The 17,358-nt window shown below is 55.9% G+C and carries 13 protein-coding genes and 4 tRNA genes; 5 read left to right on the top strand and 12 right to left on the bottom strand.

Annotated elements, in window-relative coordinates:
- Positions 1-337: 337 nt before the first annotated feature.
- The 4 genes from ACIQYF_RS18255 to ACIQYF_RS18240 all read right to left on the bottom strand — a co-directional run bounded on the left by ACIQYF_RS18255 (position 338) and on the right by ACIQYF_RS18240 (position 974).
- Positions 338-413: transfer RNA gene (locus ACIQYF_RS18255), tRNA-His, on the bottom strand.
- Positions 414-638: 225 nt separating this feature from the next.
- A tRNA-Leu gene (locus ACIQYF_RS18250) sits at positions 639-723 on the bottom strand.
- A gap of 56 nt (positions 724-779) precedes the next feature.
- A tRNA-His gene (locus tag ACIQYF_RS18245) sits at positions 780-855 on the bottom strand.
- A gap of 42 nt (positions 856-897) precedes the next feature.
- Positions 898-974 (bottom strand) — tRNA-Arg (locus tag ACIQYF_RS18240).
- 280 nt (positions 975-1,254) lie between these two features.
- Here ACIQYF_RS18240 and folD point away from each other — a divergent pair.
- Positions 1,255-2,109: a bifunctional methylenetetrahydrofolate dehydrogenase/methenyltetrahydrofolate cyclohydrolase FolD gene (folD, locus tag ACIQYF_RS18235; RefSeq protein ID WP_019408037.1), complete on the top strand. Its 855-nt coding sequence runs from the start codon at positions 1,255-1,257 to the stop codon at positions 2,107-2,109.
- A 146-nt stretch (positions 2,110-2,255) separates the two neighbouring features.
- Here folD and cysS read toward each other — a convergent pair whose 3' ends face one another.
- Both cysS and ACIQYF_RS18225 read right to left on the bottom strand, forming a co-directional pair.
- Complete coding sequence (cysS, locus tag ACIQYF_RS18230; protein ID WP_402864621.1) at positions 2,256-3,638, bottom strand: cysteine--tRNA ligase; 1,383 nt, start codon at positions 3,636-3,638, stop codon at positions 2,256-2,258.
- A gap of 21 nt (positions 3,639-3,659) precedes the next feature.
- Positions 3,660-5,357: a glutamine--tRNA ligase/YqeY domain fusion protein gene (locus ACIQYF_RS18225; protein WP_402864619.1), complete on the bottom strand. Its 1,698-nt coding sequence runs from the start codon at positions 5,355-5,357 to the stop codon at positions 3,660-3,662.
- A 276-nt stretch (positions 5,358-5,633) separates the two neighbouring features.
- On the opposite strand from ACIQYF_RS18225, the gene ACIQYF_RS18220 reads away from it, so the two are divergent.
- Together ACIQYF_RS18220 and lpxH are read left to right on the top strand one after the other, a co-directional pair.
- Positions 5,634-6,137 carry a peptidylprolyl isomerase gene (locus ACIQYF_RS18220; RefSeq protein WP_402864617.1) on the top strand — a complete coding sequence of 168 codons (504 nt, stop codon included), beginning with the start codon at positions 5,634-5,636 and terminating at the stop codon, positions 6,135-6,137.
- Entirely contained in the window at positions 6,134-6,889 is a 756-nt protein-coding gene (gene lpxH, locus ACIQYF_RS18215) for a UDP-2,3-diacylglucosamine diphosphatase (protein WP_402864615.1), read from the top strand. The genes ACIQYF_RS18220 and lpxH overlap by 4 nt, the downstream gene beginning before the upstream one ends.
- Before the next feature lie 89 nt (positions 6,890-6,978).
- Here the strand turns inward: lpxH and ACIQYF_RS18210 are convergent, their stop codons facing one another.
- From ACIQYF_RS18210 to ACIQYF_RS18190, 5 genes are all read right to left on the bottom strand, one after another.
- Complete coding sequence (locus ACIQYF_RS18210; RefSeq protein ID WP_402864613.1) at positions 6,979-8,508, bottom strand: DHA2 family efflux MFS transporter permease subunit; 1,530 nt, start codon at positions 8,506-8,508, stop codon at positions 6,979-6,981.
- Between the two features lie 63 nt (positions 8,509-8,571).
- The gene (locus ACIQYF_RS18205; RefSeq protein WP_402864611.1) at positions 8,572-9,774 is read right to left on the bottom strand and encodes an efflux RND transporter periplasmic adaptor subunit; all 1,203 of its coding nucleotides are present in this window, start codon (positions 9,772-9,774) and stop codon (positions 8,572-8,574) included.
- 15 nt (positions 9,775-9,789) lie between these two features.
- Positions 9,790-11,259, bottom strand: a complete 1,470-nt coding sequence (locus tag ACIQYF_RS18200; protein ID WP_402864609.1) for an efflux transporter outer membrane subunit — start codon at positions 11,257-11,259, stop codon at positions 9,790-9,792.
- Positions 11,256-11,729: a MarR family winged helix-turn-helix transcriptional regulator gene (locus ACIQYF_RS18195; RefSeq protein ID WP_402864607.1), complete on the bottom strand. Its 474-nt coding sequence runs from the start codon at positions 11,727-11,729 to the stop codon at positions 11,256-11,258. Before ACIQYF_RS18195 ends, ACIQYF_RS18200 begins: the two co-directional genes overlap by 4 nt.
- Before the next feature lie 197 nt (positions 11,730-11,926).
- A complete protein-coding gene (locus tag ACIQYF_RS18190; RefSeq protein WP_402864605.1) occupies positions 11,927-12,535 on the bottom strand; it encodes a tRNA-(ms[2]io[6]A)-hydroxylase in 609 nt (202 codons plus the stop codon).
- A gap of 219 nt (positions 12,536-12,754) precedes the next feature.
- On the opposite strand from ACIQYF_RS18190, the gene ACIQYF_RS18185 reads away from it, so the two are divergent.
- On the top strand, positions 12,755-13,618 hold the full coding sequence (locus ACIQYF_RS18185; protein WP_402864603.1) for a universal stress protein: 864 nt from the start codon (positions 12,755-12,757) through the stop codon (positions 13,616-13,618).
- Positions 13,619-13,725: 107 nt separating this feature from the next.
- Here ACIQYF_RS18185 and ACIQYF_RS18180 read toward each other — a convergent pair whose 3' ends face one another.
- Positions 13,726-14,196 (bottom strand): DUF1289 domain-containing protein, encoded by a 471-nt coding sequence (locus tag ACIQYF_RS18180; RefSeq protein WP_402864601.1) that lies wholly within the window; start codon positions 14,194-14,196, stop codon positions 13,726-13,728.
- Positions 14,197-14,602: 406 nt separating this feature from the next.
- Between ACIQYF_RS18180 and acnB the strand changes: the two genes are divergently transcribed.
- Positions 14,603-17,203, top strand: a complete 2,601-nt coding sequence (gene acnB / locus ACIQYF_RS18175; protein WP_402864779.1) for a bifunctional aconitate hydratase 2/2-methylisocitrate dehydratase — start codon at positions 14,603-14,605, stop codon at positions 17,201-17,203.
- Positions 17,204-17,358 lie beyond the last annotated feature (155 nt).

Genomic DNA, 17,358 nt, shown 5'->3' with positions numbered 1-17,358 from the left:
CCCCAGTTCAGAGCCTTCTATATATAGAAGAAAGCACCAGGCAAACGCTTGGCAGCACCCCTGCAGGGCAAGAAGACGAAAGACGTGCATTATTCAGCAACATAATGCAACCCAGCGTCCGCCCCCCAAAAAACAGTCCAAACCAAAAAAAAGCGCATCCCTTTGCAGGCACTGCGCTTTTTTGGGGCTTTGAGCAAATCTCGCAACCCGAAACGACACTCCGGCTCACAAAGCCACTTCATTGGCGATGGAATCCGGGCCTGCCTCTCGACTGCACCTGCAACCTAAACTTTTAAAACAAAAACGCCAGACTATTAATCTGGCGTTTTTTTAAATATGGGGTGGACGAAGGGGATCGAACCCTCGACAACGGGAGTCACAATCCCGTGCTCTACCAACTGAGCTACGCCCACCATATTGCCTGTATCACCCTACTTGCACCCAAGCGGCCAAAGGCGCGCCGAACAAGTCAGAGCATCAGCACACCTGCCACCCCTCGAATTAACGACGAACCGCCAGATGCACTAAAAACTTGCAACAAATCGCTTATAAAGCGCACTGCTGCAAAATAAAAAAGCCGCCTTAGGCGGCTTTTCAACGGTTTCGCAAAAACCAGCGAAGCATTGCGAAACCTAAGTTGGTGCGGACGGAGAGACTCGAACTCTCACACCTTTCGGCGCTGGAACCTAAATCCAGTGTGTCTACCAATTCCACCACATCCGCAGTTCAAACTTTTGAAGCAAAGACGCCAGATCATTAATCTGGCGTCTTTCTAAATATGGGGTGGACGAAGGGGATCGAACCCTCGACAACGGGAGTCACAATCCCGTGCTCTACCAACTGAGCTACGCCCACCATATTGCCTGTACTGCCTTTACTTGTGCCAAAGCTGCCTAATGGCGCACCCGGCAGGACTCGAACCTGCGACCATCCGCTTAGAAGGCGGATGCTCTATCCAGCTGAGCTACGGGCGCCTTATTAATCTGTACTCTGTGATGATTACAAACTAATTGCTTTCAGTATCACCAAGCTGGACAACAACTTCGCTCTACCTTCTTAACCAGTGCTAGGCTGTGCCCGACAAGTGCGACGAATGTTATAGGCGAGCTGGAAAGTCGTCAACTCTTTTTTCTAAAAAGTTTAGAAATATAAAGGAGTTAGGGGAATAAGCAGACCAAGCGCCTTTGCCCCTACGCGCCGACATGCGAGAATGCACGTCCTTTTTCCACCCTTTACGATGGTTAATCACGCGTAATGACTGCACAACTAATCGACGGCAAAGCGATCGCCGCCAGCCTGCGCCAGCAGATTGCCAAACGTGTCGCCGAGCGTCACGAGCAAGGCCTGCGCACTCCCGGCCTGGCAGTGATTCTGGTCGGCAGCGATCCTGCCTCCCAGGTTTATGTTTCGCACAAGCGTAAAGACTGCGAAGAGGTAGGCTTTCTTTCACAAGCCTATGACCTACCAAGCGATACGACTCAACAAGCATTGACCGACTTGATCGACAGTCTTAATGAAGACCCGAACATCGACGGCATCCTGCTTCAACTGCCTTTGCCAGAGCATCTGGACGCCTCCAAATTGCTGGAGCGCATCCGCCCAGACAAAGACGTAGACGGTTTCCACCCTTACAACGTTGGCCGCCTGGCGCAACGCATTCCGTTGCTGCGCCCTTGCACCCCCAAAGGCATCATGACCCTGCTGGAAAGCACAGGTCAGGACCTGTACGGGATGGACGCCGTTATTGTCGGCGCCTCCAACATTGTGGGTCGCCCAATGGCCATGGAACTGCTGCTGGCTGGTTGCACCGTGACGGTTACCCACCGCTTCACCAAGGATCTGGCTGGCCACGTTGGTCGTGCTGACCTGGTGGTCGTGGCCGCAGGCAAACCTGGCCTGGTCAAAGGCGAGTGGATCAAGGAAGGCGCCATCGTGATCGACGTTGGCATTAACCGCCAGGCTGATGGCAAGCTGGTGGGCGACGTGGTCTACGAGACCGCCCTGCCCCGCGCCGGCTGGATCACGCCAGTCCCAGGCGGCGTTGGCCCAATGACGCGCGCCTGCCTGCTGGAAAACACGCTGTACGCGGCCGAAACACTGCACGACTAACGGTTGGTGCCGCGCGCACAACGGCACCTTCGGGTGCCGTTTTTTATTGCAAAAAAAGAACAAAAGCTCGCCACAACAGAGAAATCTCGCCCCCCATACAAACAAAAACCCGCACAAGGCGGGTTTTTGTTTAAGCAGTAAACAACCTAGTCAGCCAAGCGCCAGGTTGTACCGCCTTTACCGTCTTCCAGCACAACCCCCATTGCTGCAAGCTGATCGCGGATACGGTCGGACTCTGCCCAGTCTTTGCCCGCACGCGCAGCCAAACGAGCTGCAATCAAGGCATCAACTTCTGCCGCATCCACTCGCCCTTCAGCGCCAGCCTGCAAAAAGTCATCGGCTTCAAGCTGCAATACACCCAGCACATCGGCCAACTCTTTGAGACGTGCCGCCAAACCTGCCGCCGCCAACTCATCGACCTCACGCAAACGGTTGATCTCGCGAACCATCTCGAACAACACCGCGCAAGCTTCAGGCGTACCGAAGTCATCGTTCATCACTTGCGTAAAGCGCTCAACAAACGCCTCACCACCGGCAGGCGCCACTTTCGGCAAACCTTTAAGTGCGTGATAGAACCGCTCAAGGGCAGCTTTCGCATCCTTGAGGTTGTCTTCGGAGTAGTTGATCGCACTCCGATAATGACTGGACACCAACAAGTAACGCACCACTTCTGGGTGATATTTCTCCAGAACGTCGCGAATAGTGAAGAAGTTGTTCAAGGATTTGGACATCTTCTCGCCATTGATACGAATCATCCCGCAATGCATCCAGGCATTGGCGTAGGTTTTACCCGTCGCCGCTTCGCTTTGGGCGATTTCGTTTTCATGGTGCGGGAACTCAAGATCACTGCCCCCACCATGAATATCGAACGTCTCACCCAGGCAGCAGGTCGACATCACCGAGCACTCAATGTGCCAGCCCGGACGCCCTGGACCCCACGGTGATTCCCAGCTTGGCTCGCCCGGCTTGACGCCTTTCCACAGCACGAAGTCCAGCGGATCGTCTTTCGCCTCGTCGACTTCGATGCGAGCACCGATACGCAAGTCTTCGATCTTCTTGCGCGAGAGTTTTCCGTACCCCATGAACCTGGCAACGCGGTAGTACACGTCGCCATTGCCGGGTGCGTAGGCGTAGCCCTTGTCGATCAAGGTCTGAATCATCGCATGCATACCGGCGATATGGTCGGTGGCACGCGGCTCCATGTCCGGTTTTTTGATGTTCAGCCGGGCTTCGTCTTCGTGCATCGCGACGATCATGCGCTCAGTCAGCCCCCCAAACGCTTCACCGTTCTTATTCGCACGATTGATGATCTTGTCGTCGATATCAGTAATGTTGCGCACATAAGTCAAATTGTAACCGCTGAAACGCAGCCAGCGCGTCACCAGATCGAAGGCAACCATGCTGCGACCGTGGCCGAGGTGGCAGTAGTCGTACACAGTCATGCCGCACACATACATGCGCACATTATTGCCGTCCAGCGGCTTGAAAACTTCTTTGCTCTTGGTGAGCGTGTTGTAGATCGTTAGCACGACTTATTCCTTAAAACTTGATCACTGGCCCCACGAGTCACGCAGGGTCACGGTACGGTTAAATACCGGCTGGCCGGGTTTCGAGTCCTTGATATCCGCGCAGAAGTAACCTTCGCGCTCGAACTGGAAACGGTCTTCCGGTTGCGCATTGCCCAACGAAGGTTCGGCACGACAACCCGTAAGAATCTGCAGCGAGTCAGGGTTAATGTTTTCCAGGAAGCCTGCGCCATCCTCTGCCTTTTCAGGGTTCGGCGAACGGAACAGACGGTCATACAGACGAACTTCACACTCGACGCTGGCAGCCGCCGGCACCCAGTGCACAACCCCTTTGACCTTTCGGCCTTCCGGGTTTTTGCCCAGGGTTTCAGGGTCGTACGAGCAGTGCAGCTCAACGATGTTGCCATCGGCATCTTTAATAGCTTCATCAGCGCGGATCACATAGCTGCCGCGCAGACGCACTTCGCCCGCAGGCTCAAGGCGCTTGTAACCCTTTGGCGGCTCTTCCATGAAATCGTCGCGATCGATGTAAATTTCACGCGCAAACGGTAGCACCCGAACACCCATGTCTTCTTTAGGGTGGCAAGGCAGCTCAAGGTTCTCGACCTTGTCCTCGGGGTAGTTGGTGATAATCACCTTCAACGGACGCAGCACGCACATCGCACGCGGAGCACTGTGGTCCAGGTCGTCACGGATGCTGAATTCCAACATCCCAAAGTCCACTACGCCGTCTGAACGGTTGGTACCGACCATGTCGCAAAAGTTGCGAATCGATTTAGGCGTGTAACCGCGACGACGGAAACCCGACAGGGTCGACATGCGTGGGTCATCCCAGCCATTCACGTGCTTTTCGTCCACCAGTTGCTTGAGCTTGCGCTTGCTGGTGATGGTGTAGTTCAGGTTCAGGCGCGAGAACTCATACTGACGCGGCTTGCTCGGCACTGGCAGGCTGTCGAGGAACCACTCATACAGAGGACGATGGCCTTCGAACTCCAGGGTGCAGATCGAATGGGTAATGCCTTCGATGGCATCCGACTGACCATGGGTGAAGTCATAGTTCGGGTAGATGCACCACTTATCACCGGTCTGATGGTGATGTGCATGACGAATACGGTACATGATCGGGTCACGCAGGTTCATGTTCGGCGAAGACATGTCGATCTTGGCACGCAGTACGCGCTTGCCATCTTCGAACTCGCCCGCCTTCATGCGTGCAAACAGATCCAGGTTTTCTTCAACGCTGCGATCACGGAACGGGCTGTTCTTGCCCGGCTCGGTCAGGTTGCCACGGTATTCCTTGGCTTGCTCCGGTGTCAGGTCGCAGACATAGGCCTTGCCTTCCTTGATCAGATAGACAGCCCAGTCATGCAGTTGATCGAAGTACTGCGACGCGTAGCGCACTTCGCCAGACCATTCAAAGCCCAGCCATTTCACGTCGCTTTCAATGGCGTCGATGTATTCCTGGTCTTCTTTGGCCGGGTTGGTGTCGTCAAAACGCAGGTGCGTTACGCCGCCAAATTCTTCTGCCAGCCCAAAGTTCACGCAAATGGACTTGGCGTGGCCGATATGCAGGTAGCCGTTTGGCTCAGGCGGAAAACGGGTCACGATCTGTTTGCATTTACCCGATTCAAGGTCCGCCTGCACGATAGGACGCAGAAAATTGGCCGGTACAGCTGGGCCAGCCTTTGGATTCAGAGTGGGGTCGACAGTGGGCTTGCTCATAGGATCCTTGAACGTAACGGGTGCGCGGCCTGAAGCGGCCGACTAAATCAAAGCGCCTATCATAGCCGATGCCGTCAAGTCACTGACAGAGCAGGTGATCAATCAAAGCATTTGAAATGCTGGCTTTTAGTCCCCATATCGCAAAAACACCATCGAAATGCTGTGCGGGCACGCTAAACTCCGCCTCGCGGCTGTATCTACCCAGCCCGCCTGGGGCGCAAGGTGTAATCCGCATCTCCCAAGCCCAACGAATTCTCTGATAGAGCGATAACGACCATGTCAAAAGTAAAACTGACCACCAACCACGGCGACATCGTGATTGAGCTGAACGCTGAAAAGGCGCCAATCACTGTCGCCAACTTCATCGAATACGTAAAAGCCGGCCACTACGAAAACACCGTTTTCCACCGTGTCATCGGCAACTTCATGATTCAGGGCGGTGGTTTTGAACCGGGCATGAAAGAAAAGAAAGACAAGCGCCCAAGCATCCAGAACGAGGCTGACAACGGCCTGTCGAACAACAAGTACACCGTCGCCATGGCTCGCACCATGGAGCCGCATTCGGCTTCCGCACAGTTCTTCATCAACGTGGCTGACAACAGCTTCCTGAACCACAGCGGCAAAAACGTTCAGGGCTGGGGCTACGCGGTATTTGGCGCAGTGACCGAAGGCCAGGACGTTGTCGACAAGATCAAAGGTGTTTCGACCACATCCAAAGCCGGCCACCAAGATGTCCCAGCAGAAGACGTGATCATCGAGAAAGCCGAGATCATTGAGTGATATTGCTGATTTCAGATTTGCATCTGGAAGAGGAGCGCCCGGATATAACCCGGGCGTTTCTGGATTTCCTGTCCGGGCGCGCGCGCTCGGCACAGGCGTTGTACATTTTGGGCGATTTTTTTGAAGCCTGGATTGGCGACGATGCAATGACACCCTACCAGCGCTCGATCTGCGACGCGCTGCGCGAATTGAGTGACAGCGGTACACACGTATTTCTGATGCACGGCAATCGCGACTTCCTGCTGGGCCAGGCCTTTTGCAAAGCGGCTGGCTGCACCCTACTCAAAGACCCAAGCGTTGTAGATTTGTACGGCGAGCCGGTCTTACTGATGCATGGCGATAGCCTGTGCACGCGCGACGAAGCCTACATGCGCATGCGCCGCTACTTGCGCAACCCGGTGACATTATGGATTTTGCGCCACTTGCCTCTGAGCACTCGGCACAAACTCGCGCGCAAGCTACGCAGCGAAAGCCGCGCCCAAACCCGCATGAAAGCTAATGACATTGTCGATGTAACGCCCGAAGAAGTGCCACGAATCATGGAGCACTTTGGCGTGCACACGCTGGTTCATGGCCACACTCACCGCCCGGCAATTCACAAGCTGCAAATCGGCGAACACGCGGCCAAGCGCATCGTGCTCGGTGATTGGGACAAGCAAGGCTGGGCACTGCAAGTGGATGAGCACGGCATGCATCTGGCGGCGTTCGACTTCGTTACCCCGCAACTGGCGCTGCCTCACGCCACCCAATAAATACCCGCCCCTGTAGAAGCGAGCTTTCCTCGCGATCTTTTGACCTTTAACAGATCGCGAGCAAGCTCGCCCCTACACGCCATCAGGCTTTAATGCCCGCTCGCCGCCGGTCCTGCCTTGGCGGCAAACGGTGGCTTGGCCAGCCACACCAGCAAGATCAAGCCCATGAACATCCAGCCCAACAGCGTGAAGTAGTCCACGGTGGACAGCATGTAGGCCTGACTGGTCAACACCTGATCGAGCTGGGCATAGGCTTGCGTGCTCGCCCCGCCGAGATTATCCAGTGCATGCCGAGTGGCCGGATCGAAGGTACTGATGCTTTCACTCATGTAGGCATGATGCTGATTCGCCCGACGAATCCAGATCCATGTGGTCAGGGATGCGGCAAAACTCCCCCCCAGCGTCCGCAAGAACGTGGCCAGACCCGCCCCGTCGGCGATTTGATGCGGCGGCAAATCCGACATCAAAATGCTCAAGGTCGGCATAAAGAACAGCGCCACGCCGATTCCCATAAACAGCTGAACCATGGCAACGTGCTGGAAGTCCACTTCACTGGTGAAGTCTGCGCGCATAAAGCAGCTCAAACCAATCGCCAAAAAGGCCAGCCCGGCCAATAAGCGCAAGTCGAATTTGTGCGCGTACTTGCCCACAAAAGGCGACATCAGCACCGGCAAAATACCAATCGGCGCCACAGCCAGCCCCGCCCACGTGGCGGTATAGCCCATCTGGGTTTGCAGCCATTGCGGCAAGATCAGGTTAATACCAAAGAAACCGGCATAACCAAACACCAGCACGATGGTGCCAATGCGGAAGTTGCGATAAGCAAACAAACGCAAGTTCACGATCGGGTGTTTGTCGGTCATCTCCCAAATAATAAACGCCGCCAACGCTACCACAGACAAGGCCGTCCCCATCAGGATGAAGTTGGACTCAAACCAGTCCAGATCATTGCCCTTGTCGAGCACAATTTGTAGCGCGCCAACACCAATGATCAGGGTGATAAGCCCCACATAATCCATCGGCTGACGGGTTATCACCACCGGGCGCGCCTTGAGTTGCTGGCGAACCACCATCACCGCAAAAATGCCGATCGGGATGTTTATAAAGAAGATCCACGGCCAACTGTAACTGTCGGTGATCCAGCCTCCCAAAATCGGCCCGGCAATGGGTGCGACCACCGTAACCATCGCCAGCAATGCCAATGCCATCCCCCGTTTCGCAGGGGGATACACCGCAATCAGCAGGGTTTGGGTCATGGGATACAGCGGTCCGGCCACCAGCCCCTGTAGCACCCGAAAGCCCACCAGCTCAGGCATCGAGGTCGAAATACCGCACAAAAATGAAGCCAGCACGAACAGAACCGTGGCCCACAGAAATAGCTTGACCTCACCAAAGCGTCGGCTCAACCAGCCGGTCAATGGCAAGGCAATCGCGTTACTTACCGCAAAAGAGGTAATCACCCACGTGCCCTGCTCCGAACTCACCCCCAGATTGCCGGAGATGGTAGGCAGTGCAACGTTGGCGATGGTGGTATCGAGCACCTGCATAAAGGTCGCCAGCGACAGGCCAATGGTGGCGAACAGTAAGCTGGGCGGGGTAAAAGACGCGTTTGTACTCATCGCAAATCCTTTAAAACCGGGAGTGCAGCCCCGCCAATGCAGCAGGGCTTATGGATTGGCGGATCAGCGTTGTGCGGCGGCGCCCGTCACAGCGCTGTTGCTGTCAATCAAACGCGTAATCAGGGATTCGGCTTCAGCCAACTGCTGCTCGTAGACATTGGTGGTGAACATCGCCTTTTGCGGCGGCTGTTGCGCCAAAACCGGGCCACTTTGGTCGTGCAGGTTCACCTCGACTGTGGTCGACAACCCTACACGCAGTGGGTGAGTAGCCAATTCATCTGCATTGATATGAATACGGACCGGCACACGCTGAACGATCTTGATCCAGTTGCCGGTAGCATTTTGCGCTGGCAACAGGGCAAACGCGCTACCCGTGCCCGCACCAATGCTGTCGACAGTGCCGCTGTACTTCACACTGCTGCCATAGATGTCCGACTCAATGTCCACCGGCTGACCGATGCGCATTTTGTGCAACTGGGTTTCCTTGAAGTTGGCGTCAATCCACAGCTGATCAAGCGGGATAACCGCCATCAACGCGGTACCCGGCTGAACACGCTGCCCCAACTGCACTGTACGCTTGGCCACATAACCGGTCACCGGTGCAATCAGCGTGGTACGGGCGTGCTCCAGATAGGCCTGGCGCAACTGCGCAGCCGCCGCCAGCACATCCGGGTGGTTAGCCACCGCCGTGTTGTCTACCAGCGCGCTGGTGGTGTCGAGTTGTTGCTCGTTGTTACGCAAGGCACTTTGCGCAGACGCAAGATCATCCCGCGCATGAGACAGTTCTTCCTGAGAAATTGCCCCGCCCGCCGCCAGATTTTTCCGGCGGTTGTAGTTGTCCTGAGCTTTTTGCACAGCGATTTTTTGTGCCGCCACTTGTGCCTTGGTACCGTTCACATTGCTAAACAGACCGCGAACCTGACGCACCGTCCGGGCCAGATTGGCTTCGGCGCTCTGCAAGCCCACCAACGAATCACTCGGGTCGAAATTGAGCAGCACCTGCCCTTCATGGACCAGATCGCCATCATCGGCACCGATGCTTACCACGGTGCCCGTGACCAGTGGCGTGATTTCAACCACGTTACCGTTGACATAGGCGTCGTCAGTGCTTTCGCTCCAACGACCATACATTTCATGCCAGCCCCAGATACCCAGGCCAACCAAAATAACCAAGATAGCCAACCCACTCAGCCAGAGCTTGCGTTTGCGCTGGTTCCCAGCGTCTTGATCGTGTTGCGCTTGATTCGGTGTTTGCACAGTGGCCATGACGAGTACCTGAAATTATTCTGCCAGGGAGGCTTGAGTAGGAACGGCCGAAGCCGTGTTGCCGGGCTCAAAGCCACCGCCCAGGGCTTGCATCAATTGAATCGAAAGATCGATCTGCTCAGCATTCAGGTCAGCCAGCTGGCGCTGGGCCTGAAGCAATTGCTGTTCAATGCTGAGTACATCCAAGTAGTTGCCCACGCCAGATTCGTAGCGCTGCAATCCACTGTTATACGAATCCTGGGCAATCTCTGCTGCGCGCTTTTGAGTGCTTATTTGCTGGCTCATGGCGTTCAACTGCTCAAGGGTGTCGCTGACATCGCCCAGCGCTGCTACCAGGGTTTTGTTGTATTGCGCGACCGCCAAGTCGTAATTAGCGTCTTCAGCGTCAAGTCCGGCACGCAAGCGACCGCCATCAAAAATCGGCAGCGAAATCGCCGGCGCAATATTCATAAAACGACTGGCCGAACCAAACAATGCATCCCCCAGCAACGACTGAGTGCCCGCCGCGGCCGTCAGGTTAAGGTTGGGGTAAAAACGGGTTTTGGCAGCGGCAATATTTTTGCTGGCCGCCTCGACTCGCCAGCGGGCCGCGACAATATCGGGACGACGCCCCAGCAGCTCGGCGGGCAACGTACTCGGTAACGCCACTGCGGCGGGCGACAAAATCTTCGGCCTGGCGATCTGAAAACCGCGATCCGGCCCTTTGCCTAACAACACTGCCAGCGCGATGTGCGCACTTTTGAGTTGTTTCTCAGCATTAATCAGTTGCTCTTGGGAGCTGGCTTCCAGGCTTTCGGTTTGCTGGTACTGATACTGACTGTCGATGCCCGCTTGCAGACGCTGCTTGCTCAGGTCAAGCATTTTGCGGGTGCGCTGCAGGTCATCGTTCGACAGGTCTCGAACGCTGTAGGCGTGGCCAAGGTTGCTGTAAGCCCGTGCCACATCAGCCGCCAGGGTCAAACTCGCGGCCTGACCGTCTACTTCAGCAGCACGCGCCTCGCCCAATGCGGCTTCCCACGCATCACGCTGGCCGCCCCACAGGTCGAAGGTGTAATTAAAGGTCAGACCTATATCGCGCAACGTGTCGTAACGGCCGCCCTGACCTGTCGGATCCTGGGAGCGTGACAAGCGGGAGCGTGTGACGTCGGCTTCTGCGTTCAACGTCGGCATGCGCGCCGCATTCGCGGCACCGGCTGCTGCTGTCGCCTGATGCGCACGGGCGCTGGCTATTTGCATATCCGGGCTGTCGCGCAAGGCTTCGTCAATCAACCCGTTCAGTTGTCCATCCCCCAGGCGTTTCCACCAGCTCTTTTCAGGCCAGGCCGCAGGGCTCACATTAACGCCGCTCAGGGCTTGGGCAGCTTTGAGGTCTTTGGCGTGCAGGCTTGTGCCATCTGTCACCAAGCCGCTATAGCTGGCACAACCGGCCAACGCAAGGGACACACACATCAGGCTTAAGCCTGTTCGCAGCGTTCTGTTGCTCATTTTTCACCCAAGCGCTGGAGAGTGATCGGATCACCGGCCGCCAGCAGTATTTTTTTGAGGATATGTTCCAGGTGTTGCAGCTCTTGCGGGGTAATAGCACCGGCCAACTGATTCATGGCTTCAGCCCCAATCTTCGGCAACAGGGCTACCAGCCCCTGCCCTTCTTGCGTCAAGACCAGACGCACCTGGCGCCTGTCAGCCTCGGAGCGCTGGCGAATCAGCAAGTTTTTTTGTTCAAGACGATCGAGCATGCGGGTCATCGAACCGCTGTCTACAGACAAATGCCGGCAGAGCTCAGCCGGCGTATCGACATCAAACTGCTCCATGATGATCAACACTTTGAACTGCGCCGCCGTGATGCCGTAAGGCTCCATATGGCTGTCGATGATGCGGTCTTTCAGTATGGCTGCACGCCCCAGGAGCAGGCCCAGAATGCAGTTTTGGAAATCATCGGGTCGAAAGTGTTTCATCAGGCCACCTGAAAGCTGCCTAGGCAGTAATGTTTCCAAATGTTACTGCTTAGGCAGCTAATGTCAAGGCGATTATTAGCTTGCTATCTATTGGCGCGTTTTTAGTGGGGATATGCCTCGCTCGCAGGCTGCGATCTTGAGCATTGATCGAGCAAAAGATCGCAGTCTGCGCCAGCTCCTACGAGCCTATTGGCATCTTAAGAAAGGGACGGTACACCGCTGTGAAAGCGGAATTCAACATCGGGAGATTCGATCAGTTCTTGCTCGGCAGCTCGCACGCGCTCGATGACCTGGGCTATGTCCTTGGCGTCCCCATATTGGTAAGCCAGCTTCAGGTAACCCTGAAAGTGTCGTGCTTCGCTCTTGAGCAGGCCGAAGTAAAATTTCCCGAGCTCTTCGTCTAAATGCGGCACCAACGCTTCGAAACGCTCACAACTGCGCGCCTCAATAAATGCACCGACCACCAGCGTATCCACCAGCTTGACCGGCTCATGATTGCGTACCACTTTGCGCAAACCCGAGGCGTAACGACCCGCCGACAACTGACGCAACTCGATCTTGCGTTTTTTCATCAGGCGCATGACCTGCTCGTGATGCACCAATTCTTCACGCGCCAGACGCGACATCATGTTGATCAGGTCAACATGGGAGTAGTACTTGGCGATCAAACTCAGGGCCGTGCTGGCTGCCTTGAATTCGCAGTTTTTGTGGTCGATCAGCAAGGTTTCCTGATCAGCCAACGCGGCCGCAATCCAGCCATCCGGCGTGCGACAGCCCAGAAACTCATGAATTTCAGGAAGGTTCATGCACACACTCCCCAGGACTGGAGATTGCACAACGGACCGAACGTGTTTTGAAAAATCGCTGACATGAGGCTCACAAAGGCTGGACGAGGCGAAAGTATCGATTATACGGACCGCGTGCCGCAGCACCAACCGCACAGCTTGATATGCATCAACACAGGTACAACCAACGAGCAACTATAGTGACTGCACTTGCCTTTATTACTCGTGGAGTCAACGGACATGCAAACCATACGTAGCCTTTTGGTCGTCATCGAACCCGAACGGATGGAAAGCTTCGCCCTCAAACGCGCCAAGGAAATCGCCAAAAGCACCAAAGCGCATTTGCACCTGTTGATTTGCGACAAAGAGCATGACCACTCAGCCTTGCTCAGCGTGCTTGAAAGCAGCCTGGGAGACGAGGCGTTCAGCGTGAGCTCACGTCAGACCTGGCACGAGAATCTGCACACCACCATCATTCGCGAGCAACAAGCCAAGGGCTGCGAACTGGTGATCAAACAGCACGTGAGTGAATCCATTCTGAAAAGGCTGCTGCTCACCCCCGAAGACTGGAAGCTGCTGCGTGATTGTCCGTGCCCGGTATTGCTGGTCAAAACCACCCGCGCCTGGAGCAATGGCGTGGTGCTGGCCGCGGTTGACGTCGGCAACAGTGACGAGGAGCACATGGTCTTGCACAAAAGCATCATTGATCAGGGGTTCCGCATCGCCAGCCTGACCCACGGGCAACTGCACGTGGTCAGCGCCCACCCTGCACCGACACTGGCCGTAATGGATGCGACCTACCCGATCGATACCGAATACGAAGCCAGCTACCGGGCAGCCTGCAAAGAATTCCAGCAGCAGTTCGAAATTGACGACAACCGCCTGCACATACAAGAAGGACCGGCCGACATCATCATTCAACACGTCGCTAAAAAGCTCGACGCCGTGGTGACCGTGATAGGCACCGTCGCACGTACCGGATTGTCGGGAGCGCTGATTGGCAACACCGCAGAAATCGTGATCGACAAGCTCGACAGCGACATCCTGGTGCTCAAACCGGATGACATCATTGAGCAGTTGGAACAAAAAGCGGGAAACGCCTAATCAGACGGCTGGCACAGGCTGCGAAAAGGGCCAAAGGACCTTCGCTTATCTTTAGAAGCGGGTTCGCGAGGCAACCCATCGCTGCCTGCGCCAGCGGCTACAGGACGTTATTGCCCCATCACATCCTTGAGGAAACCCGGCGCAATGTAGCGTTCGTAGTGAGCTTCGGACAAAAGGAAGAATTCCCGATCAATGGCGTCGCGCAACTCGGGCAGGCCCCAATCGCGAAATTCAGGCAACAACACCATGCCATACATCTCCAACTGATTGATGACCCGCGCGCCACGGGCAATCAACTGGTAAGCCCAGCAATATTCAGATTGATGCGGCACAAAACGAATTTGGCGCGCCACCAATTGGCCGCGCAGCGCGGCCACATCAAACACTTCTACCTTGCCGACCATGACCTGCACCAAAAGCTGCTCAAGTCGCAGCCACACGGCACGTTTTTCGTCGTCGTTGTAGCCGTTCCAATTAATCACTTCATGGTGAAAACGCTTGCAACCACGGCACACGAGGTCGCCATAGACCGTTGAGCAAAGGCCGATGCAGGGAGTCTTGATGGTTTGATTGGACATGGCGAAATAGAGCACTGCAGAACGAAACAGACGCCCATGTTAGCCCTTTGTCTAACGCAGATCACCCCTCAACCTTCAGGGCCTAACTTACCTTTAACAATTTTTTACCGTAGAATCAGCCTGCCTTTTAAGGCGCCAATGTCCGTTAGAAGCTGTTTTCAAAGCGTCACGAGCACAGTTGATCCTGAAGAACGGTGTTGGTGTGGGGTGTTTGCACTGCAAATACCCGCATCAACATGCACCACCCTCCCCGTTCAGAAGGCGTAAAACTTTGAAAACAGCTTCTGTTGGGAATCCTTGCAACTCTGGCTAAGCGGCCCAAAAAGCCCCGCAGCGCATGAGTGTCTGGCATTCCTGGATGAGCGTCCCGGACACCCATTTGGGACCAATGATGAGGGTAATAACTGTGCTTGAAGCCTACCGCAAACATATCGAAGAGCGCGCAGCCCTGGGTATCGTTCCCCAGCCGCTAAACGCCGAACAAACCGCAGGCCTGGTTGAGCTGCTGAAAAACCCGCCGGCCGGCGAAGAAGAATTCCTGGTTGACCTGATCACCAACCGCATTCCGCCTGGTGTTGACGAAGCAGCCTACGTAAAAGCCGGCTTCTTGGCCGCCATCGCGAAAGGCGAAGCCACCTCCCCCCTGATCAGCAAAAAACGCGCTGTGGAACTGCTTGGCACCATGCAAGGCGGCTACAACATCGTGACCCTGGTTGACCTGCTCGACGACGCAGAGCTGGCACCGGTTGCCGCAGCTCAACTCAAGCACACCCTGCTGATGTTTGACGCCTTCCACGACGTCGCCGAAAAAGCCAAAAACGGCAATGTTCACGCCAAGGCCGTGATTGAGTCCTGGGCTGAAGGTGAGTGGTTCAAGAACCGCCCAACCCTGGCTGACAAAATCAGCCTGCGCGTATTCAAGGTGACCGGCGAAACCAACACCGACGACCTGTCACCGGCTCCAGATGCCTGGTCGCGCCCTGACATCCCGCTGCACGCCCTGGCCATGCTGAAAATGGCCCGTGATGGCATCGTACCGGACGTTCAAGGCTCCATCGGTCCGATGAAGCAAATCGAAGAAATGCGCGGTCAAGGCTTCCCTATCGCTTACGTCGGTGACGTAGTCGGTACCGGTTCGTCGCGTAAATCGGCCACCAACTCCGTACTGTGGTTCTTCGGCGACGACGTGCCTTACGTACCGAACAAGCGTGCCGGTGGCTTCTGCTTCGGCAGCAAAATCGCTCCAATCTTCTACAACACCATGGAAGATGCTGGCGCACTGCCAATCGAATTCGACGTCAGCAACATCAACATGGGCGACGTGATCGACCTGTACCCGCACGCTGGCAAAGTCTGCAAGCACGGTACTGACGAAGTCATCACCACCTTCGAACTGAAAACTCCAGTGCTGTTGGATGAAGTTCGCGCTGGCGGCCGTATCCCTCTGATCATCGGCCGTGGCCTGACCGAGAAGGCGCGCGCCGAACTGGGCCTGGGCCCTACCGACCTGTTCAAAAAGCCTGAAGCACCCGTTGAAAGCACCAAGGGTTTCACCCTGGCGCAAAAGATGGTCGGCAAGGCTTGCGGCGTGACTGGCGTTCGTCCAGGCACTTACTGCGAACCGAAGATGACCACCGTAGGTTCTCAGGACACCACCGGTCCAATGACCCGTGACGAACTGAAAGACCTGGCGTGCCTGGGCTTCTCGGCTGACCTGGTAATGCAGTCGTTCTGCCACACCGCGGCTTACCCAAAGCCGATCGATGTGACCACGCACCACACCCTGCCAGACTTCATCATGACCCGCGGCGGCGTTTCCCTGCGTCCGGGCGACGGCATCATCCACAGCTGGCTGAACCGCATGCTGCTGCCGGACACCGTCGGTACTGGTGGTGACTCCCACACTCGTTTCCCAATGGGCATTTCCTTCCCTGCCGGTTCGGGTCTGGTCGCATTCGCCGCAGCCACTGGCGTGATGCCACTGGATATGCCGGAATCGGTTCTGGTTCGCTTCAAAGGCGAAATGCAGCCGGGCATCACCCTGCGCGATCTGGTTCACGCCATTCCTTACGTCGCTATCCAGAAAGGCCTGCTGACCGTTGAGAAGAAAGGCAAGATCAACGAATTCTCGGGTCGCATCCTGGAAATCGAAGGTCTGGACAACCTGAGCATCGAGCAAGCGTTCGAACTGTCCGACGCCTCGGCAGAACGTTCGGCGGCTGGCTGCACCATCAAGCTGTCCAAAGAATCGATCACCGAATACCTGAACTCCAACATCACCCTGCTGCGCTGGATGATTGCTGAAGGTTACGGCGACGTTCGTACCCTTGAGCGTCGTGCTCAAGCCATGGAAGCCTGGGTTGCCAACCCTGAGCTGATGGAAGCCGATGCTGACGCCGAATACGCACACATCATCGAAATCGATCTGGCCGACATCAAAGAGCCTGTGCTCTGCGCGCCAAACGACCCGGATGACGCTCGTCTGCTGTCCAGCGTTGCCGGCGAGAAGATCGACGAAGTGTTCATCGGTTCGTGCATGACCAACATCGGCCACTTCCGTGCTGCGGGCAAGTTGCTGGACAAGGTCAAAGGCCAGTTGCCAACCCGTCTGTGGCTGTCCCCTCCGACCAAAATGGACGCTCACCAACTGACCGAAGAAGGCTACTACGGCATCTACGGCAAAGCGGGCGCACGTATGGAAATGCCAGGCTGCTCGCTGTGCATGGGTAACCAGGCACGCGTTGAGCCTAACTCCACCGTCGTGTCGACCTCGACGCGTAACTTCCCGAACCGTCTGGGTGACGGTGCGAACGTTTACCTGGCTTCGGCTGAGTTGGCGTCGGTTGCGTCGATCCTGGGTCGTCTGCCTTCCGTTGAGGAATACATGGCCTACGCGGCAGAGATCAACACCATGGCAGCGGACGTATACCGCTACCTGAGCTTTGATCAGATCGCCGAATTCCGTGAGTCGGCAGCCAATGCCAACATCCCGGTTATTCAAGCGTAAGCTGATGGCGTAACGAAAAAGCCCCGACTCTTCCAAGAGCCGGGGCTTTTTTATGGCTGCTGTCCCGTCCTGAATAGGGTTTACACCTTCTGACCTATCTTCAGGAGGACTCAATGGATTCGGGAAAAAGGCGCAGTCAGCGTGATTACACGCTG

It is taken from the genome of Pseudomonas sp. NPDC096917, assembly GCF_044762555.1.
In the GTDB taxonomy this organism is placed as follows: domain Bacteria; phylum Pseudomonadota; class Gammaproteobacteria; order Pseudomonadales; family Pseudomonadaceae; genus Aquipseudomonas.
The sequence above is the reverse complement of the archived record's forward strand: the minus strand, read 5'-3'. Positions and strand labels throughout refer to the sequence as shown.

Coding starts and splice junctions, on each gene's coding strand:
- ACIQYF_RS18190 (WP_402864605.1), bottom strand. CDS start 12,535: ATGAACCTTCCTGAAATTCATGAGTTTCTGGGCTGTCGCACGCCGGAT.
- ACIQYF_RS18225 (WP_402864619.1), bottom strand. CDS start 5,357: ATGAGCAAGCCCACTGTCGACCCCACTCTGAATCCAAAGGCTGGCCCA.
- ACIQYF_RS18200 (WP_402864609.1), bottom strand. CDS start 11,259: ATGAGCAACAGAACGCTGCGAACAGGCTTAAGCCTGATGTGTGTGTCC.
- ACIQYF_RS18195 (WP_402864607.1), bottom strand. CDS start 11,729: ATGAAACACTTTCGACCCGATGATTTCCAAAACTGCATTCTGGGCCTG.
- ACIQYF_RS18220 (WP_402864617.1), top strand. CDS start 5,634: ATGTCAAAAGTAAAACTGACCACCAACCACGGCGACATCGTGATTGAG.
- folD (WP_019408037.1), top strand. CDS start 1,255: ATGACTGCACAACTAATCGACGGCAAAGCGATCGCCGCCAGCCTGCGC.
- ACIQYF_RS18185 (WP_402864603.1), top strand. CDS start 12,755: ATGCAAACCATACGTAGCCTTTTGGTCGTCATCGAACCCGAACGGATG.
- ACIQYF_RS18210 (WP_402864613.1), bottom strand. CDS start 8,508: ATGAGTACAAACGCGTCTTTTACCCCGCCCAGCTTACTGTTCGCCACC.
- ACIQYF_RS18205 (WP_402864611.1), bottom strand. CDS start 9,774: ATGGCCACTGTGCAAACACCGAATCAAGCGCAACACGATCAAGACGCT.
- ACIQYF_RS18180 (WP_402864601.1), bottom strand. CDS start 14,196: ATGTCCAATCAAACCATCAAGACTCCCTGCATCGGCCTTTGCTCAACG.